Origin of the sequence: Marispirochaeta aestuarii, assembly GCF_002087085.1 — a bacterium.
GTDB classification, from domain to species: domain Bacteria; phylum Spirochaetota; class Spirochaetia; order JC444; family Marispirochaetaceae; genus Marispirochaeta; species Marispirochaeta aestuarii.
Genome location: NZ_MWQY01000033.1, coordinates 1 through 20,904 on the forward strand (window position 1 = coordinate 1; position 20,904 = coordinate 20,904).

Below are 20,904 nucleotides of genomic sequence, written 5' to 3' on the forward strand. Positions count from 1 at the left end.
GCATCTCTTCCAGGGTCCTGAGCACAGCCTTTACCATGGGGGGCGGGCCGCACATGTAGATCTTCCAGCCCTTCAGGTCCATGTTCTTCAGGCTCTCGGTTACAAAACCGGTATTCCCCTTCCAATCCTCCCCGGGCCAGGCCACGGTTCTGACGTATTCAAATACATCGCTCCTTTTCCCTGCATCCTCAAAGAAGCTGTCGTACAGAAAATCCCCTTCCCTGTTTACACCGTACAGGAGTACGGCCTTTGTAATTCTTCCGGGATTTTCGGAGATATCCTTCACAATGGGAACAAAGGGGGTTATGCCGATGCCGCCGCCGATAAAGAGGACCTTGTCCGCTTTCTTGTCAACCACAAGGTCCCGGCCCATGGGTCCCTCGAGCTGAACCTGCATGCCTTCGGTGAAATCCCGGAACACGATGTCCGATGCATAGCCGCCCTCCTTCTTCTGGACCGTCACGGAGAGCCGGTCAGGGTCATCCGGGGTCCTTGAGCTGATGGAATAGGCCCGGTACATCTCAGGTTCATCGGAAACCTTGATCAGCACAAACTGTCCGGGGGCATACTCAATCTTTCTGCCTGTATTCCTGTCTGCATCCATACGGAAGGTGAACTCCCGGACGCTGGGGGAAATCTGCTCGATCTTTTCAATTACCGCACGTACGGGTGTCCGTTTTTCGTAGCCCTCCAGAACTGTCGTCTGCTTCAGATAATCCGCCTCCTTCGCCGTTGCCAGCTGAAGCTGGTTTGCCGGGCAGTTGGCAACGCAGGTACCGCAGCGAATGCAGAGCTCGCTGTTGAACTGGTTATTCCCGTCAAAGTTCTGGAAAGGAGAAAGCTGAACGGGACACACCCGGGCGCAGGTCGCGCACTTGTGACATTTGTCCGTGGAGGCAATGGTGACCTTTTTGTCGAAGCCGTGGTTCAGCTTTGTGACTTTACCAAGCTTGTAGAAAACATGCCCCAGGCTCCCCATGGGACAGAAGGAGCACCAGGAACGGGGATTCAGCATGGAGAGGGCGAAACCCAGGACCGTGGGCATTACCAGATACTGCTTGCCCATGAGCATACCGAACTTTCCCATAAACTCCGGGTTTCCCCAGAGGGGCATGACCCTGGCAAGACGCACGAAAAACATGAACATGTAAATTGCAAAGAAGACCCAGCGGGTTACGGGGGATTTAAAGATTCTCGGTATTTTAATGAACCTGGAAGCCGACATGGATACTTTATCAAAAAGGCTTCCGTGGGGGCAGAGATTCCCGCACCAGTATCTTCCCTGAAAAAACCCGCTTCCCATAATTACAAGCATTATGGCGAACACGAATAGTCCGAGGAGTGGATAGTAGAGAGATCCAAAAGCTACGATCGGGACCAGTACCCAGGAGTATTTCCTGATGCCGGTAAACGTCCTTTCCGTCTTCAGATAGAATTGTGCTGGCCGTACTGTTTTGTCAGTAACTGTCTGCATAATAACCGCCGTGTTGTTATGATTTTTATGAAGTTCCGGCAGTCTATTATACTTGCTTTATATAGTCAAGTTCTTATATAGAAAGGCAAGTCCCCTGCTGTCAGTATTCAACATCACATCTCATAAAAACCGATCGAGAATGTAAAGGAATCCCCCAGCCAGTTCACCACGCGAAAAAAGTAGTACCCGGTATCCGGGGCGGAATAATATATAACCTCGTCCTCACCGCCGCTGCCGCTATTGCTTCTCGTAAGGATATCGCCATACGTCGAGTAAAGACTCAAATCCGCGTTATCGGGGTAGTAAAAATCAGTTATTACAATCCTGTAGGTTTTTCCGCGCTGCATCCATCCGCGATAGCTTACGTATCCGGGGCTCATGGGCATAAACTGATTGTTGAACCAGGAGCCGTTCGTTATGGAAGAATACCCTTCGTCCGGTTCCCAGGTACCATTACATAAGTCGACAGCCCAGCCACTGTCATAATTGCTGAAATCACTGTACCCAAATTGATTATAGGCCTTTATCTTGAAAAAATAGGTTGTTCCGTCGCCTCCATCATAATCATCATAGAGTGTACCTGAACAGGTGTCGAAGGCAGTATAGGTTCCATCAATACTACTGGCCCAATAGATTTCATAGCCATCAGCACCGTAGGAGGCGTTCCAGGTCAGCCGTATAAACGATATGTAGGTACCGTCGCTGGCTTGTACTCCGGTGGGTGCTTCTGGAGCAGTAGTGATAAAAGGTTCAGAGGGTGTTGGTGGCTCGTCGCCGGATCCGCCTCCTGCAGACGGACAACTGACAAATGCCAGTACAAATACTACCGCCGCAATGCTGGACAATGTTGATTTTACACTATTCCTATTCATGCTGTTCAAGATAAACCTGTCTTGAAAGCGACTCTATCGCGCAGGGAATTCTTTTTTGTTCTGAAGGAATTTTTACTTTTTTCTATTGCCCACAAGCGTTTTGGGTAGAAATCCATGGTAGCGATAGAACGCCTTTGAAAAAGAACTGAAGCTGCTGTATCCTACCGCCAGGGCCACCTCCCCGACAGTAAGAGCTCTGTCCAGGAGCAGTTCGCGGGCCCTTTCCATTCGTAGCTGCCGCACATACGAGAATATGGTGGTACCGTACTGAATTCGAAATCCCTGCTTGAGTTTTGTGGTGTTCAGACCAACCCTTCCTGCAAGTTCACGGATGCAGGGAGGGTCAAAAGCTTCCCTGACAAGTATTTCCATGGCTTCCTCCAGGTGCCTGCGATCGCTTGCGGAAATTTTCAACTGCAGCGCCTTTGTCCTTTCAGGTTGCAGGAGTTCATAGACTCTTAACGAAAAAATCTCCATCAGTTTGGCTTCCATATAAAGCCGTAAAAGTGAACCACAAAGCGGGCAGTGAAGCAGCTGAAAAACAGCAAGACGAGAATACGTGTTCGTCGGAGCAGGAAGAAAGGCGCGGTCAGAAGAAAGATTTTCAATTATTTTTCGCATCTCCATGGTCCATGGTATCTGGAGTTCATTGCCCAGCCTCCAAAACAGATTTTCAGTAATAAAAAGGCTGAATTCCTCAAGCTGCTCGCCTGTATTAATATCGATAACTCCATACGCCGGGCCTGAAAGAAGAAATCCGTCCCATCGCTTGACCTCGATCCGTCCTGGAATACCATCAACAGAAAAGATCGACGGACTGCTGGACAGATGCAGGGTGAGTTTCATAAACGCATCTGATGCCCGCACCACGATTCTGCTCGAGCTTGCGGATTCGGGAATAGAAAGTGTCCCGTATCCGAGATCGCTGCTTACGGAAGTGAACGAGGCCGTTCCTTCTCCAATTTCTTCAGGAAGTGGAAGGGGTATTCTTTTCAGTGGATCAGCAGGGCATGATACATCAGCTTCATCACCATAAAAAAGCTGAGGGGGAACCTCTGACTGACCGGATGAATACGGCATAGATACAATTATACACCCTCCTCGGTCTATTTATATGAAAAATAACTACCCGAATCTCTCCTCGATCACCGTCGCCATCTCCTGGGCCCGGACAGCCAGTTCCACGGCTTTAAAGGCGTGTTCCTGGGTCATGGCAGTCTCGGTCCTATCCAGGCAGTCCCGGATAAGCTGCCCGAAGAAGGGATACCCCACCTTGCCCCGTACGGAGAAGTGCTGCATACCCTCATGATTTACCAGATAAACCTGGTCGCCCTCGTCGTCCCGACAGATATCCAGGTACTTCCGCAGCTCGATGTAGCCCTCGGTCCCCAGGATAGTCAGTCGTCCGTCTCCCCAGACAGGAAGTCCATCGGGGGTAAACCAGTCCACCCGGAAGTAGCTGGTGGCTCCGTTATCGCCGACCAGGACGGCATCCCCGAAATCCTCAAAGTTCGGATGGTCCCCGTGATTATGGTTAGCCACCTGGCTGTGGACGACTCTGGCATCCTGTTCCCCGCTGAAATAGAGGAACTGCTCGATCTGGTGGCTGCCGATATCGCAGAGGATCCCGCCGAAACGATCCTTCTCCCAGAACCAGTCCGGGCGAACCCTGCCGATCCGGTGGGGTCCGGTTCCCAGCACCTGCAGCACCCGGCCGACAGCACCCTGTTCCACAAGCTGTCCTGCAAAGACGGCGCTCTCCACATGCAGACGCTCGCTGTAATAGACGGCGTATTTTTTCCCGGTTTCTTCGGTCTTTCTTTTGGCTTTTTCCAGCTGTTCCAGGGTCGTTAAGGGCGTCTTGTCGCAGAAATAGTCCTTGTCGTGGTCCATTACCCGGATCCCCAGGGCACAGCGGTCCGCCGGAACCGCAGCCCCGGCTACCAGCTTTACCGCCGGATCCTCCAGCACCTCTGTCTCAGAACGCGCGGCATGTACACCGGGAAAGCGGTTTACAAAAGCCTCGACTTTTTCGGGGTCCGGGTCCCAGACCCATTTCAGTTCTCCCCCGGCCTCGAGAAGACCATTGCACATTCCGTAGATATGCCCGTGGTCGAGTCCCACTGCAGCAAAAGGGAACTCCCCCTTATCGCAGACCGGATCCGTTTTTCCCTTGGGTGCGTAATTCGCTCCATCGGCTTTTTGAAACATCTTCGAGGCTCCTCATGATAAACCGTCGTTTTGTCTAGAATTCCTCCACCCCGAACTCCAGTTCGGAGACGCAGGTATCGTCATAGTGGCTGCCCCTGTAGACATCCTGGATACGGATCCTCACTCCGTAAAACCCGTAGATCTCACGGATCAATCCCAGATTCAGGGGATCCCGCCAGTCATTGGAAGGAACTCCCAGCTCATCGAGGGCCATGGAAAAAAGATCCGGATAATCCGTGGAAAACTGCTCCAGGGTTTCAAGGTAAAAATCTTTCTGAAGATCTTCCAGGCGGTAGAGGGCAAGGGACTGCTCCTCCATGCTGTCCCGCAGTTCAAAGGTACCGGGAAGGGCCTTCTCCTTCAGAAAATAGAGGCTGTAGTCCAGCTCGGTCACAAGTCCCGGAGCCGTCATCCCTGCAACAAAAGAGACAGAGACCTCCCTGACGCGGTTGTTGCGCTCAAAGAGCCTCCGGGACCGGGCAAAACCGTTGACCACGCTTATCCGGCTGACAAGCCGCTGAGTCATGACTGTCAGCGACTCCCCCACGCCGCTGCCCGGGACCCCTTCAACCCAGGGGCTCCCTGTATCCCCGTCAAAAAGAGCCTCGGGACCGTAGGTCACACTTCTGCCTCCGATGGTCTCGCTGAGGGACGAACTTGCCCAGAGGGACCGGGAAGGGCCCACGGAGAACTCCTGCCATCCTCCGTTCTGTGCAACAGCGGGGATAAGCAGGGCCGTCATGATGATCGGGAAAAACACCTTCTTCATTTTAAACCTCCCTGTTTGATTATGGGCACCTCTAAAAACGTGGTATTTTTTCCATAGTCAAGGAGGAAAGATTTTGTAGCGCCCGCAAACTCTTGTGGCAACAAGAGTTGAGGACCGCGGGAAATCTTGACAACGCAGGATATGGGGAAAAGAGTAGTTTTTAGAAGTGCCCTTAATTCAGTTTTTGTATCCTCGGAAATAAACCGGTATTCCATCTGTTCATAGCCTTCCAGCTTTTCCTCCCGTTCTTCCATGGCCCTGAGAATCTCCTCCGCTTCCCCGGGACTGAGCTTCAGGTACCGGATAATCTCCTTACGATAGAAAAAATCCCCCTTCAGCGCTACAAGATCCCTGACGTATTCCTTTCTGCTCTTTTCGCAGTAATCCAGGGGAGAGGGGAGACCCAGTAAAGCCGGGCTGAGATCCCGAACGAGCTGATTAGTGCGGTTCATATCATATCCCTCGTCTTTTTCGTAAGGGGCGAATACTTTCTGCTCCAGTGAATAGAGCTCGGAATCCGGAACCCGGTTCTCCGCGATCCGCCGGGAATCAAACTCACCTGTGGGATTCAGACGTATTTCAAATACCCCCTGGTCAACGGTAACCGGGATTCCTCCGTCGGGGAAACGGCTGATTCCGGTTTTGGGACGATACAGGTGGTAATTAAGCAGAAAACAGATCTGTTCCCCGACTCTGTATCCCCTTCCGGCCTTAAAAGAGGTATGGACCTCTTCAACGGAACCGCCGGCAGCCGCGGACGTGACACAGACAAATAAAAAAAACAGCGCAAAAACCGTAACCGGGACTTTTTGCTCCTTCATGCTCCCAGTATAGCACACCTGCAGCGGACCCGTGGTATAATGGGGACAGGAAAAAACAGGGAGAAGATATGAAAATCGAAAACGCTAATGGAAAGACTGTCCGGAATATCACTGGAGAAGATTTACATCAGGAAATCGCGGCGCTGAATGAGGAAAACAACTTTCTGATTCTGTCTGATGGGGATGATTATATTCAATGCGCTGTATCGGGTTCAGGTTTTATCGTCGAGTATCAGGACAGCACCGGACACTACAGCAGCGATGATGCTTTATCCTCAGACGCAATCGAAAAACTCTTCAAAGCCTACCTGTCGCGTTCCACTGAATGGCGCGGCATGGCAGGCTGGGCAAAAGGCTCAGGTCCGGCAGGGGCAAATGAGTCTGTAGTTTCCCCGGAAAAAGGGGATAGCTTTGCCGATACCCTGAAGAAGGACCTCTCCCCGGGAAAAATCCTGGATTCTGTAAAGCGGCAGGTGTCGCGGGAGATAAGCCGGGGTGTATCGCGTAAAACCTCCGGCACCGTCGGACGCATGATACGTAAGTTCTTCAAATAGGACACATTCATGAAAATCCTGATAGTGTATGATTCTTTTTTCGGGAATACGGAGAAGATAGCCCTGACCATGAAAAAGGCCCTTGGGAGGGACCCCAGGGTCAGCGAGGCCTCAGCCCTCAGGGTTGGGGACGCGGATCCGGAAAATCTGGAAAGCCTGTCCATGCTGATAGTCGGATCTCCTACCCGCGCCTTTCGCCCCTCCCCTGCCGTCACCGGATTTCTAAAACGAATACCCCCAAAAGGATTAGCCGGGAAAAAAGCGGCAGCCTTCGATACGGGAATTTCCCTGGAAGACGCCAGCCCCCGCTTCCTGAGAATTTTTATCCGGCTCTTCGGCTACGCGGCCAAACCGATCGCCGCAGGGCTGGTAAAAAAAGGTGCCAGTCTTGTCATAGCCCCTGAAGGCTTCCTGGTACAGGACACGGAAGGCCCTTTGAAGGAGGGAGAAACGGAACGGGCTGCCCAATGGGCCGGGAAATGTATCGGGAACGAATAAAAAGAAGTAAAGCAGGCGGAACATGGGTGACAGAATGAGCCGTCTGCCTCTTCTTGTGTTCACTGCTGCCTTTCCTCTGACAGCCGTCTTTTCCCAGTCAACCGGGGACCCCTAGCAGTAACTCCGCAATCGGATGGTCCGGGAAATCGGAGACGCTCAAATGACCGCTTACACGCCGGCAGGGATCGTCTGCATGAGGCCGTACTCAATACCCTTGAAAGGGTTCCCCTGCACCGCTTTGTCCCTGGGGCGTATCGATATTGCCGAGTCCGCGGCGGTTCTGCTCTATATCTGCGCCCTGCTTTTTATCCCCGGGTAATCCCTAGCCTTTTATATTTCCCACAGGCACCAGCTTCACAACCGGCGCGCTCAAACCCGCGGCTTCGCTAGCCCGGACAACCTCGTCAATATCCTTGTAGGCAGGTCCTGCCTCCTCTGCCAGGACCCCCCGGGAGCTGCTGCGGATATAGATTTCCTCTTCTTCCAGTCGTTTCTCTATTTCGTCCAGGCTGAACTGTTTTTTGGCCTGTCTTCGCCCCATAACGCGGCCGGAACCGTGGGCGCTGCTGAAAAAACTCCTGGCACCCCCGGAAACTCCTGCAAGCAGCCAGGAGCCGGTCTCCATGCTGCCTCCGATAATTACCGGCTGACCGGTCCTGCGGTATTCCGGGGGCAGATCCACACTCCCCGGAGGAAGGGCCCGGGTGGCACCCTTCCGGTGGACCAGCACGCGCTTTTCCACGCCATCCGTGAGATGGGTCTCAACCCTGGCGGTATTGTGGGTAACATCGTAGATCTGCCGCAGGCCCGTCTCGGCGGGACCTTTACCGAGGACTTCGGAAAAGACCTCCCTCAGCAGATGCAGAATAATCTGCCGGTTTGCAAAGGCCATATTGGCCGCACAGCACATGGCCCGGTAATACGCCTGCCCCTCCGGCGCAGCAAAGGGCGCACAGGCAAGTTCGCGGTCGTTCACGGAAATACCGTATTTGGCATGGCTGATTTTAGTAAAGAGTTTCAGGTAATCCGTGGCTATCTGATGACCGAAGCCCCTGCTCCCGCAGTGAAACATCACCACTATCTGGTTCGGACGTTCGATTCCAAAAACAGCGGCTGTATCCATGTCCCGTACGTTTCCGGGTTCGGCCACCTGGATTTCAAGATAGTGGTTACCCGAGCCCAGGGTACCGACCTGGGTACGTCCCCTCTCCAGGGCTTCCCGGCTGACCGCGGAGATATCCGCATCGTCCATGCAGCCCTCATCCTCCGTCCGCGCCAAATCTTCCTGTCCGGCATATCCCTTTTTGAGGCACCACCGGGCACCCTCGTGACACAGGTCACTGAACTCGCTGAGGGACAGATTCAGGGCGCCTTCACCGCCGACACCGGCGGGAATCCTGCTGTACAATGTATCCACGAGCTCACGAAGATTGGGCCGCAGCTCCTCCCAGGTCAGGGAGCTTGTCACCAGGCGCATCCCGCAGTTTATGTCAAAACCGATTCCCCCTGGAGAGATCACCCCCTCTTCTGCGTCAAAGGCCGCGACACCGCCTATGGGAAAACCATAGCCTTTGTGTCCGTCGGGCATACACCAGGCCCGGTCAAGGATACCGGGAAGAGAAGCCACATTACTGATCTGATCGAAGACCGCATCGTCCATTCCTCCGATGAGTTTTTCAGTACCGGCGATGTGGACGGGAACCTTCATTCCCTTTTTAAAGGATACAGGCAGCTCCCAGAGGGCCGCTTCCAGCTGCCGCAGCCCGTTCCGCTTCATACAGGAATTCTACTCCTCCGGACAGCTGTAAATCAAGCGGAATACATGTTTACCCCGGCGTTTTGGAAGGGGAAATCTCAACCAGAATCGTATGCTGGGAATTTCCTTTGGCCAGGGGCGTCGGCTTGAATCCGGTCAGGGTATTAATACTGGATCCCCTGTCGACGCCGTTTTGATCCGGCAGATACCAGCCCCCCTGAGGCATGGCGGCGACCCCCTGCATGATGTCTTCGGTTACCCGGGCGGGGATCTCGACGGTACCCCGGTCGTTCCACACCCTGACAAGCCCGCCGTCCCTGATACCCCGTTCTTCAGCATCCCTGGGATTAATCCAGACCGCCAGGGCCTCTGTTTTATGTGCCCTGTCGAGATTGGCGAAGGTGGAGTGTGTACTCCGCCTGCTGTGCCAGCCGATAAGCTGCAGGGGATACTTTTCGGTCAGTTCATCCTCCGGGCCTTCCCAGGAAGGAATGTATTTCGGAACTGCGGGAATATCATCGGGCCTGTTCATACGGTACAGGCGTTCCGAGAATATCTCGATCTTCCCCGAGGGGGTAGGAAAAGGATTATTCTCCGGGTCCCGGATCTGCTCCTCGAAGGCGATATGGGGCTTCTCATAGACCGGGTAATAGATTCCCTCCTTCCTGAACCTTTCGTAGGAGGGAAAATCGGGTACAGCCCTGCGGGTCTCATCCACGATAAAACGGGCCCAGTCTTCGTAGCCTCGTCCCCGGCTGAACTCCTCCCCCACACCGAGGCGCTCGGCGAGTGCGGCAATCCAGTCGTAGCCTGTACGCCGTTCAAACTGCGGTTCCACCGCCTGATTCTGGAAGATAGCGTACTCCCCAAGGGTGTCCGAGGCGGCGATATCGATGCGCTCCAGAAAATTGGTGCTGGGGAGCAGCACATCCGCGTACATGGCGCTGGAGGTGAGAAACTCTTCGCTTACCAGGATAAACTCGCACAGGGACTCGTCCTTCAATATTGCCTCGGTGCGCCGGATGTCCGAATGCTGATTCACCAGACAGTTTCCCGCCAGACTGGCGATGAACTTGATGTTTGAATCCAGCTTCTCTGTACCGGACAGCCCGTCCTCAGACCTCAGAGATGTCCCCCGGGTAACGGCTTCGGTCCACAGAAAAACCGGAATGGAAGCTGTAACAGGGTTGTACACCGGTACCGACGCCAGGCTGAAGCGCTTGAAGGTCCCCGCCCCGGAGGCCCAGCCGCCGGAGATGCCCACGTTGCCGGTCACCGCCGCCAGAACCGTCGCCCCCCGGACCGGCTGCTCCCCCAGGGCATGTCGCTGGGGTCCGTAGCCCTGAATCAGGGCCCCCGGTTTCGCGCCGGCAAACTCCCGGGCAAAACTGCGTATACGATCCGCGGGGACGCCGCAGATTCCCTCCGCCCACTCCGGGGTTTTTGGAATACCGTCCGACGATCCCAGAACATAGCTCACCAGGGAGTTCCCGGGAGGAATACCCGGAGGCATCTGGCCTTCGTCGAAACCCAGGCAATAGCGGCGAAGGAAATCTTCATCGTAGAGTTTTTCGGTAATCATGACCCACAGCATGGCGTCCATCAGGGCATTGTCCGTGGTGGGCCGGAGGGGTATCCACTGGTCAGCCAGGGCCTTGACGGTATCTGACCTGCGGGGGTCCACAACAATTACCCGGGCACCTCGGACCTTTGCCTCTTTCAGGTACGAGAGGGTCCCGGTACTGAAGATCGTCTCCGCAGGGTTGTGTCCCCAGAGGATAATCAGCTTGGAATCCTTCAGGGTCTCCCGGGAGCTCCCGGTCCTGGCGGTACCGTAGGTATAGGGAGTGGCATAATCGGTACAGGCGGTGCTGTAGGAGTTGTAGTAGTTCAGGTAGCCTCCGCCATAGATGCCCAGGAGGCGCCGGAAGAACTCCTTCTCCGCGAGTTTGCCCATGATTCCCGTGGCATAATGAATATACCGCGACTGGGGACCGTAAATTCCGGTAATCCGCTTCAGTTCCCCTGCAATATGGTCCAGGGCTTCGTCCCAGGAGATCCGTTCAAAACGGCCCTCTCCCCTTTTTCCGATCCGCTTCAGGGGGTATTTCAGCCGGTCCGGGTGGTAGAGCCGCTTCAGGTAACTCCCGCAGCGTACGCAGGGTAAAAGCTGCCTGCCTTCGGGTCCGAAGCGGCGTTTTGAACCGGTGATACGAAGGGCCCTGTTTCCCCGTACATGGACCTCCAGAAGACAGCGTCCTCCGCAGTTGTGGTTCCCGGTTGTGCTTACGATACGTTCGGCTTTCTCCATGGCCGCTGATTATTCCATGAAAAACCGGACTCGTCAAAACGGTATCGCCACACCGGCGGAATACAGGGTAAGCTCGGTTCATGGTGTACTGTTCCGTCCCTGCAATATCCGCCACAGCTGTTGTTCTTGCCGGAGGTTCCAGCAGCCGGATGGGCCGGGACAAGGCCCGGCTCAGGATAGGGGATAAAACCCTGCTGGAGCACATTACGGAACACATGACAGGCCTGTTTGAGGAAATCCTTGTCGCGGCTCCCGCGGAAGGAGATCATGACATCCCCGGTATCCGCTGGGTCAGGGATATTTACACTGCCGCCGGCCCCCTGGGGGGAATCCACGGGGGACTGACAGCTGCCGGGACTTCCAGAATATTCGTAAGCGCCTGTGACATGCCTTTCTTTGAAGCCGAGCTGGCAGCTTTTCTGCTGGACGGAACAGATGCTTACGATGCCGTGGTTCCCTGCTGTCAGGGCTTTACCGAACCCCTCTTTGCGGTCTATGCAAAATCGGCCCTGAAGAAGATGGAGGAGTATCTCCGTTCAGGGCGCAGATCTGTCAACAGATTCCTCTCCCGGGTGAATACCCTCTATGTTCCGGAACACGAAGTCAGGCGCCGGGCGGACCCCGGCAGGGTTTTCTTTAACATGAACACCCCCGGGGATTACCTGCACCTGCTTTCAGAAATCCGGCAGCGGGATGTTCAGGCCGCCCCGCTCCGTTCGATTCCCAGCTCCAGTCCCCGAAGCTCCGCCATACCCCGTAAAAGTCCTATGGCGGAATAACCGGGGTTTGTCTTCTTGTCCAGGTCGTCGAGAATGGTGTGCCCGTGATCGGCCCGCATGGGGATATGGGGATCCCGCCGTCCCAGGGCGATGCGCAGTTTTTCTTCTTTCAGGATGGCCCGCATGACCCGGAACATATCCACGTTTCCCTGCAGATGAGCTGCCTCAAAAAAGCTCCCGTCCGGCTCCCGCTGGGTACTGCGCAGGTGGGCAAAATTGAGCTTTGAACCGTACTTTTCCACCATATGAACCAGATCGTTATCGGCACGTACCCCGTAAGATCCTGTGCAGAGGGTAAAACCGTTGTACACAGTGTCGTACACACTCAGGATCTGACGTAAATTATCCTCCGTGCTGACAATGCGGGGCAGACCGAAGAGGGGATAGGGGGGATCATCGGGATGGATCGCCAGCTTTACATCCGACTCCAGGGCCACCGGCACTATCTGCTGCAGGAAATAGGCCAGGTTGCTCCGAAGGGCTGCATCGTCCACGTTACGGTAGGCATTGAGTCTTTCCTGGAACTGGGCCAGGGAGTACCCCTCCTGCCCGCCGGGCAGACCGGCAATGATATTATGCTGCAGATTCTCCTTCTGCTCCTGCGTCATCTTTTCATAGTATTCCCAGGCTGCCTGCTGCCGTTCCTCGCTGTACTCACTCGCCGCCCCGGGCCTTTTGAGCATAAACAGATCGAAGGCCGCAAAGGCATCCACGTCGAAGCGAAGGGCCAGGGAACCGTCTTCGAATTCAAACTCAAGGTCGGTCCTGGTCCAGTCCAGCACCGGCATAAAGTTGTAACAGACCGTCTTTACCCCGATCGCCCCCACATTGCGGATACTCTGCTTGTAATTCTCGATGTATCTTTCGCGTCCGGGAAGTCCAAGCTTGATATCCTCGTGGACGGGAATGCTCTCCACCACCGACCAGCTGAGTCCCCGGTTTCGCGGGGGGCTGAGGCTGTCGTCCCACTCTATCATCCGCTTCCGTTCCTGCAGTGCCTCCAGGGACCACACGTCGCCGATGGGAATATCCTGCAGGGAAGTCACTATTCCCGTCGCGCCGGCCTGGCGAATATCACTCAGGCGTACCGGATCATCCGGTCCGTACCATCTCCAGGTCTGTTCCATGCTCATTGTTATTTCTCCTGTAATTGTCAAGTATTCTGGGACTTCAGCATTTTGAGCTCGTTTTCCAGTCCCCGATTGATATGCTGTTCCAGTAGTGTTACAACCTCATCTTCCGGCGAGGAAAAGAGAGCCTCCACCAGTGCCCCATGGTCTCCGATATGGCGGGTGGAAGAGTTCTTCCAGGTTCTGAGGGCATTCCAGAAAAAGAGTTTTTTCAGATTGATGCGCTCATACATCCGGCTCATGAGGGGCGAGCCCGCAAGGTCAACTATCTCCATGTGAAGACGATAATGAAGATCTCCGAATTCATGGAGATCCCCTTCAGGATCGAGATCGATACCGTCGCACTGGGCGGCAATCTTCAGAAGATCCGAAGAATCGATCTGTTCCCGGTTCCGGACGATCTCCCGGGCGGCCTCAAGCTCGAAGAGGCGCCGCAGGCGATAACGATCCTGTACTGTTGCAGGGGTCTCCTCCGGAACCCTGACCCCCCAGTGGGGAACATTCTCCACCAGCCCGTCGCTTTCAAGCTGCCGCAGGGCGGCCCGGACGGTAATGACCGCCGCGTCGACCTTCCCGGCCAGGGTACGCTGGGACAGAAAGGTATTCAGGGGAATACCGCCCTGGAGAATCAGTTCCTTGAGCTGTTCATAGACGATCTCTTCCTTCGTCTTCGGTCGTTCGAGATCCCGTGTTTCCATGTCTCTTCCGTATTTCATATGATTTAACTGTTAAAACAGTTTTAACGATAATTTTTGAACGAGTCAAGAGACAAACAGGGTTTTAGAAGGAAGTTCCTTCTCTACTGTTCAGAATCGTGGGGATAAAGGTCACGTAAGGTTTTCTCAGAGCAGGATTTATCCGCCCTACCGTGCCGGATCAGCGGATTCTTCCGAAATCACGATCTTTTACGACGGATAAAGGGAATCCATCCCCACGCTTCGGGACACTGTCCGCTACTTGGAGGTCAGGATTTCCACACCATTCCAGTTTGCCGGGGGCGGATCCTTCAGATAGCGGTCGCAGCGCTCGATATAGAGGGATGCCAGAAAATCCGCCGGCTCAAGCCGCAGCACCGCTTCAAAATACTGCCGGGCACCGGAAAAATCCTGCCGGTAGTAGCGGGCCATGGCGGCGTGGTGGATGCGCAGAAGCTGCTCCTGCTTCGCATTAAGCCGGTTTTCGTAGGCGGTATAAATATTCTCCCCGATGGTTTTGCCCTTGACCTGCACTTTGTCCACCAGGCGGCAGGGATAGGTGTCCTTGACCTTGCGGTAGACACTCTCGGAGAAGATAACATCCTGCTTGTAGGGTTTGGTCAGCCCCTCCAGCCGGGAGCCCAGGTTGACCATGTCCCCGATTACCGTGTAATCCATCTTCTTCTGGCTGCCGATGTTGCCGACGGTGACAACGCCGTAGTTGATGCCGATACCGGTTATGAACTTCGGCTTGCCCTTCTCCTCCTGGGAGCGATTGAACTCCTTCAGGGCTTCCTGCATTTTAAGGGCCACGGCCACCGCATTCAGGGCATCGTTCTTGTGTTTTACCGGAGCGCCGAAAAAAGCCATGATGGCATCGCCGATATACTTGTCGATAATGCCGCCGTGGTCCATGATTATGTCCACCATAATCTCGAAGTAGGCGTTCAGGGCGTTTACCAGTTCGTCGGGCATATAGCCCTCGGAGATGGTGGTAAAGGAGCGTATATCGGAGAAAAGTACCGCCAGCACCCGGTTCTCCCCCACCAGCATGGACTCGGGATTTGAGAAGAGGGAGTCGATTACATCCTTGGGAACATATTTCTGAAAGATATTGCGGATTTTATGTTCGTTCTTCTGGGCCAGCACGGCCTTGAAGGCAAAGCCCTTGATCTGGTTGTAGGCTTTCTGAAGCTCCTCAACCATTATATTGAAGGTATGAGCCAGGTCTCCTGTCTCGTCCCTGTACTCCACAGCCACCCTGGCGGAAAGATCGTTATTGGATATTATCCCCCGCATGGTGGAGACGACCCGGCGGAGGGGGCCGGTGAGAATCCCGGCGAAAAAGAAGAGCAGAATCAGGGAGACGAGTATTGCACCGCCCAGGACATAGGCGTTCCGGACGAGGATCTCCCGGACCTCCCGATAAAAAGCGGCCTCGTCCTCCGATACGACCACAAGCCACTGGAACGGAGAAAACCGGAAGGCGTGTCCTACCCGGGCGGATCCGTTCAAGCTAAACTCGATCCAGCCCGAAGCATCCCCGTCGATAAGACGCCGGAACTCCTCCCGGTCCTGCGGGCCGAAGCTCAGGTCGCCCGTACTGAGCTCCAGGTCCGGGTCTCCTTCATAGGAGACTGCAAGGATCAGTTCAGTAGGAGTCCGAACAACGGATTCCGCATAGGCCTCCATGGCATCCCTGGCAACAGCCACATACTCCTCTTCCTCGGAGAGCTCATTTGTCACCAGGAGGTTCCACTGGCTGTCCATGTATTTGTTCAGCTCCTGGGCTTTGAAGCCGAGGGAGGACATGGCAATACGGGTCATACCGCTGCGGGCGGAATACGAACTAATCGTACCGCTTATAAGAAGAGCGGCAACCAGAAGGGGCACAACAACTAATACTATCTTTGCGCGAATACTCACCTTGAATATACCTACCTTTAGAGCATCGGTCACAGGACCTGAGTTCTTAATGCCGGAAAATCCGCTGAGGCATAAAATTCGCTTTACACTTACAGCCCTTCCTGCCGATACTAGAAACGGAAAACTGTTCATACCCAGGGAGTAAGAATGGCAAGTCCCGACCCGACGGTCTCAGAACCGGAAGTATACGACGACGTACTCACAGAGGAGACATCCATTTCCGACGAGGACCGCCGGGAGATCCTCGCGGACATAGAGGATGTGGTTCGAAAGAACCGTATTACCGTCAGCGAGGACCTTTTCCGCATTCGGCCCCAGAAAAGCGGGGTGCTTCTCCCAACATTGATAAATATTCTGGCCATTGCGGCAGTGGGCGCAGTCTTTTACTATTCCGCCCGCTTTTTCGAAGCCCGGCAGGAGACCATGTCCCTCCAGGTAAGCACGGTAACGGGCGCAGAGGGCCGGCTCCTGGAGGAGCTGAAACGGGAATCCGCAGAACAGATCGCCAGAAAAGAGGAAGAGATAAGCCGTATTCAGGACGAGCTGGCCCGCATCGAGTCCCAGGCCAGGACCCTGCAGACGGATTTCGAGAGCGCCCTGCAGCAACGCGAAGAAGAGCTGCGGGCCGAGCTGGAACTGGAACTGGAGGCGGAACGAGTCAGGCTGCAGGCCCTGGATATTACCCCTGCGGAAATGGATTCGCGGCTGCGGGAGTTTGAAATTCAGAAACAGCAGGAACTCCAGCAGAGGATCGAGGAGTTCCGTATCCAGATGCAGGCGGAGATGGCGGAACGGGAGGAGGAGCTCCAGCAGGCCCGGGCCGCGGCAAACCAGATTCTCGACGAAGCCAACGCAGAGAGGGAGGCAATCCTTCAGGAAGCCGTTGAGCGTGAGACCCGGCTTGCCGAACGATACGAGGCGGAGCGTCAGGCCCTGGTGGAGGCCTCATCTGCGGCGCAGCTGCGCCTCGAGGAGATTGCCCGGCGTCAGGAGACGGAGAACCTGCTGACCGACCAGATCCTCGCCTCCTACAGCTCCATAATGGAAAGCATGCGAAACAGGGAGTTTCAGAAAGCCCTGGATCAGATCGGTACCCTGCAGAATCTTCTGGAGGATCCCCGGATCGACGACCTTCCCCGGATCGCACGGCGGAGGGAGGTGGAGCGCTTTGTTCTTTCCACGCTCCAGGAAGATATCAGAAGCGAAATGAACGCTGAGACCGCCGACACCGGTGGTCTTGTAAATGCGGCCCAGCGGCTTTTCAATGCCCGGGAACTCATAAGCCGGGGAGAAGCCGCCCTTGAAGCCGGCCGTGAAGAAGAGGCCCGGAACCATTTTCAGGAAGCCGTTGCAGCCCTTCCGTCGGTCCGATCTGCTGTTTCCAGAATAGCGGATCTTGATGCCCGCGAACGCCGTACCCAGGCCCTGCAACTCCTGGAACAGGGAAACCGGCTGATCAGCGGCGGGGACACCGCCGGGGCGATTCAGGCCTATCGGGATGCGGCTTCGGCAATTGCAGAAGAAAACGACGATACCCTGCTGGAGACCCTGGACCGTCTGCAGGAAGCTGTGACACAGGGAACCGGCGCCGCCCTGGCGGCGGACAACGAAGCACGGGTGGAAGAGCTGCGCAGGGAATACGAGGATCGTATCGTTGAACTTACGGAGATTTCCCTGGCCTCGGAAGAAGAAACCAGCGGCCGTCTTGCCCAGGCCCTGAACAGGGTGGAAGAGCTGGAAGGACTCCTCGAACAGGGGAACCGGCGAATCCGGGATCTTGAAACCTCTCTGCAGCAGGAACGCGACCTCATCGAGGAGGGAAGGGAGATCCTGGAGAAGGAACGCAGGGAAGCTGCGGAGTTCCAGGCCACCATTGCGTCCCTGGAACAGGAGATCCGGGAACTGGAGAATACTCCCCGTGGGGTCGACCCGGAGGCCGCCGCCTCACTGCAGGCCGGATATCAGGCTGAACTGCAGCAGCGGGAAACCCGCATCAGCGAACTTACCGATCGCCTCAACAGCACCCAGGCAAGTCTTGCCCGCACGGAGGAACGCCTGACCCGCTCCCAGGAGCAGCGCCAGCAGCTGGAGGAGGACCTGAATGCCGCGGTAATCGAGCTGGTGGATGTGGTTACCCAGCGGCAGGGAGACGAACGCTACACAGCCCTTGCCAGGAATTACGTGAATTACCAGTCCAGGCTGGAATCTCTTATTTCCGGCGGCTCTCCTTCGGATTTCCGAAAGGCCGAGGAACTTCTGAACAGTTTCTACCGCGAACAGGCGATACGGCAGGTATTTCCGAACCTGGAGGAGTACAGCTCCCGGATCATGGAAGGCAGAATCGAGGCTGCGGAAGAACAAGCAAAGGAAGAGGTTTTTTCCGCGGCCAGGAAATACGCCGGAGAGGATGAACTTGTTCTGCGGGCCATAGAAAAAATCAGGGATCTTGCACAGAAGGAGTAAGGCTCTTCCGGGACCCGGTAATCACCTGCCACTGGGATGCCAGCATCCCCGCAAACATCAGAACACAGCCGGCCAGAGACCTGGGATCCAGGACCTCTCCGATAAGCAGCCATCCCCCGAGGGCGGCGAAGGCCCCTTCCAGGCTCAGCAGAATCGCCGCATGGGAGGGCGGAGCATTCTTCTGGGCCACAACCTGCAGGGTATAGGCGATCCCCACGGAAAAAAGTCCGCCGTAGAGAATGGGTACGGCAGCGGTCAGAATTCCCTGAAAACCGGGATCCTCAAATCCCAGGGCCGTCACACCGCACAACACCGAACAGAGGGCGAACTGGATTATGGAAAGCTCGATGGAATCCACGTAACGTCCGTACAGGTCAATTATCAGCACATGCAGGGCCCAGAATACAGCGCTGGCCAGGACCAGCAAATCCCCGGGAGAGACGGTAAAGCCCTCCCGGACACTCAGGAGATAGAGTCCGCTCACCGCCAGAAGGGCCCCCACCCAGCCGGCGATCCCCGTACCCCGGCGTACGACAATTCCGAAAAGAGGAACCAAAACCACATACAGGGTAGTTATAAAACCCGCCTTGCCGGCGCTTGTATAGACAATACCGATCTGCTGAAGGGAGGCGGCGAAAAAGAGAAACGCGCCGGCGGCAAGACCGACCCGTATGCGAAGACGGACAGAGGAACGGATCTGTCTTCCCCTGGCCCTGCGCCAGTACAGAAGGGGCAGCAGACTCGCCGCTCCCAGGGCAAAGCGTACGGCATTATAGGTAAAAGGTCCAATGAACCTCATACCCACCCGTTGGGCTACAAAGGCGAATCCCCAGATCATGGCAGTCATTAAAAGCAGCGCATCGTTTTTCATTACCCCGGTTTTCATACCGCGGGAGTATACTTGGGATCGCGTCCTTCGTCCATAAACTGAGGGCAATTAAGAATCCCTGTCACAGGCAAAGCGGAGGAATTTTGCAGCACCCTCAAACTCCTGTGATGACGAGAGTTGAGAAGGGAAAATTCCCGACAACGCTGCATGGGGCAAAAAGTGCAGTTTTTGGAGGTGCCCCACAATTTATCTGGAAAAAATATAAAAAAAGACTATAATGAAAGAAGCGAAGCAGCCGCTGTACCGGCGCAGAGCGACAGGTCGAACAGAACCGGACCCGACCACAAAATCACAGATTGTGTGGTCCGACGCTTTCCTTCAGGAAAGTGATCGGGGATGGCGACCGAGAAACAGGAGAAACAATGGAGACTGTCATACCCTTTCTGATAAAGGCCAAAAGGAACTGTTACGCCGCGGGCATGATCCCCGTTTCGTCCACCAGAAAAAATTCCAAGGACCTTCACTATTCGGAAGGCGATCTACGATATCTGGACTCCTATTTTGGAGCTGAGCGTTTCCTGGGCCAGGAAGTTGTATGGAAGAAAAACCGCGAGGTCTGGGGAATGAACTACTACGGCTGCCTGCTCGAAGACGCCATCCCCGAGGACTTTCCGGAGTTTCTGAGGCAGGCCCTCTCACGGCTGGATGAGCAGAATCCCTACAGGGGCAAAGACGGCTACCGGGAAGGAGACTTCTCGTACCACTGCAGCTGGACCGGTTCCTTCGAGCAGTTCCGGGGAGAGGAGTACGTCACCTTCGGCGGTTCCAGAATCTACGAGATGTATTTCCACGGGGGAATACTCTAAAATCCGTCCCCGTAGTGCCGTCTGCAGATCTCCTGTAATGTTTCCCAGGTTTGCGGAAATCCCGCCACGAGAGAACGGGAGGAGAAAAGGGAATAGGGTTTTCCGGAGAATTCGGAAAGCCCGCAGCCCGTCTCCCGGAGAAAAAGCAGGGCCCCCGCTGCGTCATAGGGCATGAGATCGACCTCAAAAAACCCCTGTAAAAAGCCGGCTGCCACATAGCACAGATCCAGGGCTGCACTCCCGGTGCGGCGTATACCGCGGCTGGCGTAGAGGACCTCCCGGGCACAGGAAAAAAAGGCCTCGCTGGTATCGGGGGACCTGTAGGGAAAACCCGTACCGATCAGAGCCTGGGAGAGGGGCAGCGGGGGAACGGGTTTCATACGCTGATTATTATGGTAGGCCCCCAGGTTCCTGATTGCACAGAAGGTCTCATCGTTGCAGGGTTTCAAAATAACCGAAAGCAGGATCTCATCTCCGTGGAGCAGGGCCACGCTGATGGACCAGTGGTCCAGACCGGAGAGAAAATTGGTCGTTCCATCCAGGGGATCAACAACCCAGGTATAGCCGGTACCGCGGTTCTGCAGGGTTTCTTCACCAAAAAAGTCCGCCTCCGGGATAATCTGAAGCAGACCGTCCCGCAGAATGTGTTCGCTCTCAACATCCACGTGACTGACATATTCCATTTCAGTTTTTGCATCTCCGCTTCCGTGGTCCAGAAAACGAAAATGAGAAAGCTGATACTCCCCTGCCCTGCGGGCCAGGCTTTTAACCTTCTCCAGAACTCCGTGCAAATCCATGGAACAAGAGTACCGGGCTTTGACGGGCTTGGGCAATAGGAAAGGCGGCTTTCGGGAAAATACCGTTTACAAACAAATCCCGGATAACATATAAATAACCTAAAGTGAGCGATTCCGAATAGAAATGAACTCCGCCAGCGGTTTTACCCTAGC

Annotated in this window: 19 protein-coding genes; 6 read left to right on the forward strand and 13 right to left on the reverse strand. The window is 55.1% G+C overall.

Translation table 11 applies throughout. The annotated features are described in order from the left end of the window. The 6 genes from B4O97_RS18270 to B4O97_RS18295 form a co-directional block, all read right to left on the reverse strand. Positions 1–1,474: 4Fe-4S binding protein (locus B4O97_RS18270; protein ID WP_083052962.1), on the reverse strand; the 1,474-nt coding region annotated here is incomplete at its 3' end. Between the two features lie 113 nt (positions 1,475–1,587). After that, positions 1,588–2,346 carry a fibronectin type III domain-containing protein gene (locus B4O97_RS18275; RefSeq protein ID WP_143305813.1) on the reverse strand — a complete coding sequence of 253 codons (759 nt, stop codon included), beginning with the start codon at positions 2,344–2,346 and terminating at the stop codon, positions 1,588–1,590. A gap of 72 nt (positions 2,347–2,418) precedes the next feature. Continuing rightward, positions 2,419–3,192, reverse strand: a complete 774-nt coding sequence (locus B4O97_RS18280) for a helix-turn-helix transcriptional regulator (RefSeq protein ID WP_158084394.1) — start codon at positions 3,190–3,192, stop codon at positions 2,419–2,421. A gap of 279 nt (positions 3,193–3,471) precedes the next feature. Further along, entirely contained in the window at positions 3,472–4,557 is a 1,086-nt protein-coding gene (locus tag B4O97_RS18285; RefSeq protein ID WP_083052965.1) for a Gfo/Idh/MocA family protein, read from the reverse strand. A 34-nt stretch (positions 4,558–4,591) separates the two neighbouring features. Continuing rightward, positions 4,592–5,326, reverse strand: coding sequence for an NADase-type glycan-binding domain-containing protein (locus B4O97_RS18290; RefSeq protein ID WP_083052966.1), 735 nt, complete (start codon positions 5,324–5,326; stop codon positions 4,592–4,594). Continuing rightward, positions 5,323–6,147, reverse strand: coding sequence for a hypothetical protein (locus tag B4O97_RS18295; protein WP_083052967.1), 825 nt, complete (start codon positions 6,145–6,147; stop codon positions 5,323–5,325). The genes B4O97_RS18290 and B4O97_RS18295 overlap by 4 nt, the downstream gene beginning before the upstream one ends. Positions 6,148–6,215: 68 nt before the next feature. On the opposite strand from B4O97_RS18295, the gene B4O97_RS18300 reads away from it, so the two are divergent. From B4O97_RS18300 to B4O97_RS19550, 3 genes are all read left to right on the forward strand, one after another. Beyond that, complete coding sequence (locus tag B4O97_RS18300) at positions 6,216–6,701, forward strand: hypothetical protein (RefSeq protein ID WP_083052968.1); 486 nt, start codon at positions 6,216–6,218, stop codon at positions 6,699–6,701. 9 nt (positions 6,702–6,710) lie between these two features. After that, the gene (locus tag B4O97_RS18305) at positions 6,711–7,199 is read left to right on the forward strand and encodes a flavodoxin family protein (protein WP_083052969.1); all 489 of its coding nucleotides are present in this window, start codon (positions 6,711–6,713) and stop codon (positions 7,197–7,199) included. Positions 7,200–7,359: 160 nt separating this feature from the next. Beyond that, positions 7,360–7,518 (forward strand): hypothetical protein, encoded by a 159-nt coding sequence (locus B4O97_RS19550; protein ID WP_158084395.1) that lies wholly within the window; start codon positions 7,360–7,362, stop codon positions 7,516–7,518. Positions 7,519–7,521: 3 nt separating this feature from the next. Here the strand turns inward: B4O97_RS19550 and B4O97_RS18310 are convergent, their stop codons facing one another. Next, entirely contained in the window at positions 7,522–8,976 is a 1,455-nt protein-coding gene (locus B4O97_RS18310) for an RtcB family protein (RefSeq protein ID WP_083052970.1), read from the reverse strand. A gap of 49 nt (positions 8,977–9,025) precedes the next feature. Next, positions 9,026–11,266 (reverse strand): DMSO/selenate family reductase complex A subunit, encoded by a 2,241-nt coding sequence (locus B4O97_RS18315; protein WP_096348908.1) that lies wholly within the window; start codon positions 11,264–11,266, stop codon positions 9,026–9,028. Between the two features lie 80 nt (positions 11,267–11,346). Between B4O97_RS18315 and mobA the strand changes: the two genes are divergently transcribed. Further along, positions 11,347–12,045: a molybdenum cofactor guanylyltransferase gene (gene mobA / locus B4O97_RS18320; protein ID WP_083052971.1), complete on the forward strand. Its 699-nt coding sequence runs from the start codon at positions 11,347–11,349 to the stop codon at positions 12,043–12,045. On the opposite strand, the gene uxuA is transcribed toward mobA, so the two are convergent. The 3 genes from uxuA to B4O97_RS18335 form a co-directional block, all read right to left on the reverse strand. Then, positions 11,964–13,178, reverse strand: a complete 1,215-nt coding sequence (gene uxuA, locus B4O97_RS18325) for a mannonate dehydratase (protein WP_198947101.1) — start codon at positions 13,176–13,178, stop codon at positions 11,964–11,966. The two genes, mobA and uxuA, sit on opposite strands and share 82 nt — an antisense overlap. A gap of 20 nt (positions 13,179–13,198) precedes the next feature. After that, positions 13,199–13,873 (reverse strand): GntR family transcriptional regulator, encoded by a 675-nt coding sequence (locus B4O97_RS18330; RefSeq protein WP_158084396.1) that lies wholly within the window; start codon positions 13,871–13,873, stop codon positions 13,199–13,201. Between the two features lie 255 nt (positions 13,874–14,128). After that, positions 14,129–15,796 (reverse strand): adenylate/guanylate cyclase domain-containing protein, encoded by a 1,668-nt coding sequence (locus B4O97_RS18335; protein WP_083052973.1) that lies wholly within the window; start codon positions 15,794–15,796, stop codon positions 14,129–14,131. Positions 15,797–15,943: 147 nt separating this feature from the next. Between B4O97_RS18335 and B4O97_RS18340 the strand changes: the two genes are divergently transcribed. Beyond that, on the forward strand, positions 15,944–18,259 hold the full coding sequence (locus B4O97_RS18340) for a coiled-coil domain-containing protein (RefSeq protein WP_083052974.1): 2,316 nt from the start codon (positions 15,944–15,946) through the stop codon (positions 18,257–18,259). On the opposite strand, the gene B4O97_RS18345 is transcribed toward B4O97_RS18340, so the two are convergent. Then, positions 18,234–19,145 (reverse strand): DMT family transporter, encoded by a 912-nt coding sequence (locus B4O97_RS18345; protein WP_233143123.1) that lies wholly within the window; start codon positions 19,143–19,145, stop codon positions 18,234–18,236. The genes B4O97_RS18340 and B4O97_RS18345 overlap by 26 nt on opposite strands. 365 nt (positions 19,146–19,510) lie before the next feature. Between B4O97_RS18345 and B4O97_RS18350 the strand changes: the two genes are divergently transcribed. Further along, on the forward strand, positions 19,511–19,954 hold the full coding sequence (locus tag B4O97_RS18350; RefSeq protein ID WP_083052975.1) for a DUF5680 domain-containing protein: 444 nt from the start codon (positions 19,511–19,513) through the stop codon (positions 19,952–19,954). On the opposite strand, the gene B4O97_RS18355 is transcribed toward B4O97_RS18350, so the two are convergent. After that, positions 19,951–20,751, reverse strand: coding sequence for an inositol monophosphatase family protein (locus B4O97_RS18355; RefSeq protein ID WP_083052976.1), 801 nt, complete (start codon positions 20,749–20,751; stop codon positions 19,951–19,953). The two genes, B4O97_RS18350 and B4O97_RS18355, sit on opposite strands and share 4 nt — an antisense overlap. Between the last annotated feature and the right edge of the window lie 153 nt (positions 20,752–20,904).

Bases quoted from the DNA above. Each gene is read 5' to 3' on its own strand.
- B4O97_RS18275 (WP_143305813.1), bottom strand. From the start codon at position 2,346: ATGAATAGGAATAGTGTAAAATCAACATTGTCCAGCATTGCGGCGGTA.
- B4O97_RS18280 (WP_158084394.1), bottom strand. From the start codon at position 3,192: ATGAAACTCACCCTGCATCTGTCCAGCAGTCCGTCGATCTTTTCTGTT.
- B4O97_RS18285 (WP_083052965.1), bottom strand. From the start codon at position 4,557: ATGTTTCAAAAAGCCGATGGAGCGAATTACGCACCCAAGGGAAAAACG.
- B4O97_RS18290 (WP_083052966.1), bottom strand. From the start codon at position 5,326: ATGAAGAAGGTGTTTTTCCCGATCATCATGACGGCCCTGCTTATCCCC.
- B4O97_RS18295 (WP_083052967.1), bottom strand. From the start codon at position 6,147: ATGAAGGAGCAAAAAGTCCCGGTTACGGTTTTTGCGCTGTTTTTTTTA.
- B4O97_RS18300 (WP_083052968.1), top strand. From the start codon at position 6,216: ATGAAAATCGAAAACGCTAATGGAAAGACTGTCCGGAATATCACTGGA.
- B4O97_RS18305 (WP_083052969.1), top strand. From the start codon at position 6,711: ATGAAAATCCTGATAGTGTATGATTCTTTTTTCGGGAATACGGAGAAG.
- B4O97_RS19550 (WP_158084395.1), top strand. From the start codon at position 7,360: ATGACCGCTTACACGCCGGCAGGGATCGTCTGCATGAGGCCGTACTCA.
- B4O97_RS18310 (WP_083052970.1), bottom strand. From the start codon at position 8,976: ATGAAGCGGAACGGGCTGCGGCAGCTGGAAGCGGCCCTCTGGGAGCTG.
- B4O97_RS18315 (WP_096348908.1), bottom strand. From the start codon at position 11,266: ATGGAGAAAGCCGAACGTATCGTAAGCACAACCGGGAACCACAACTGC.
- mobA (WP_083052971.1), top strand. From the start codon at position 11,347: ATGGTGTACTGTTCCGTCCCTGCAATATCCGCCACAGCTGTTGTTCTT.
- uxuA (WP_198947101.1), bottom strand. From the start codon at position 13,178: ATGAGCATGGAACAGACCTGGAGATGGTACGGACCGGATGATCCGGTA.
- B4O97_RS18330 (WP_158084396.1), bottom strand. From the start codon at position 13,873: ATGGAAACACGGGATCTCGAACGACCGAAGACGAAGGAAGAGATCGTC.
- B4O97_RS18340 (WP_083052974.1), top strand. From the start codon at position 15,944: ATGGCAAGTCCCGACCCGACGGTCTCAGAACCGGAAGTATACGACGAC.
- B4O97_RS18345 (WP_233143123.1), bottom strand. From the start codon at position 19,145: ATGAAAACCGGGGTAATGAAAAACGATGCGCTGCTTTTAATGACTGCC.
- B4O97_RS18350 (WP_083052975.1), top strand. From the start codon at position 19,511: ATGGAGACTGTCATACCCTTTCTGATAAAGGCCAAAAGGAACTGTTAC.
- B4O97_RS18355 (WP_083052976.1), bottom strand. From the start codon at position 20,751: ATGGATTTGCACGGAGTTCTGGAGAAGGTTAAAAGCCTGGCCCGCAGG.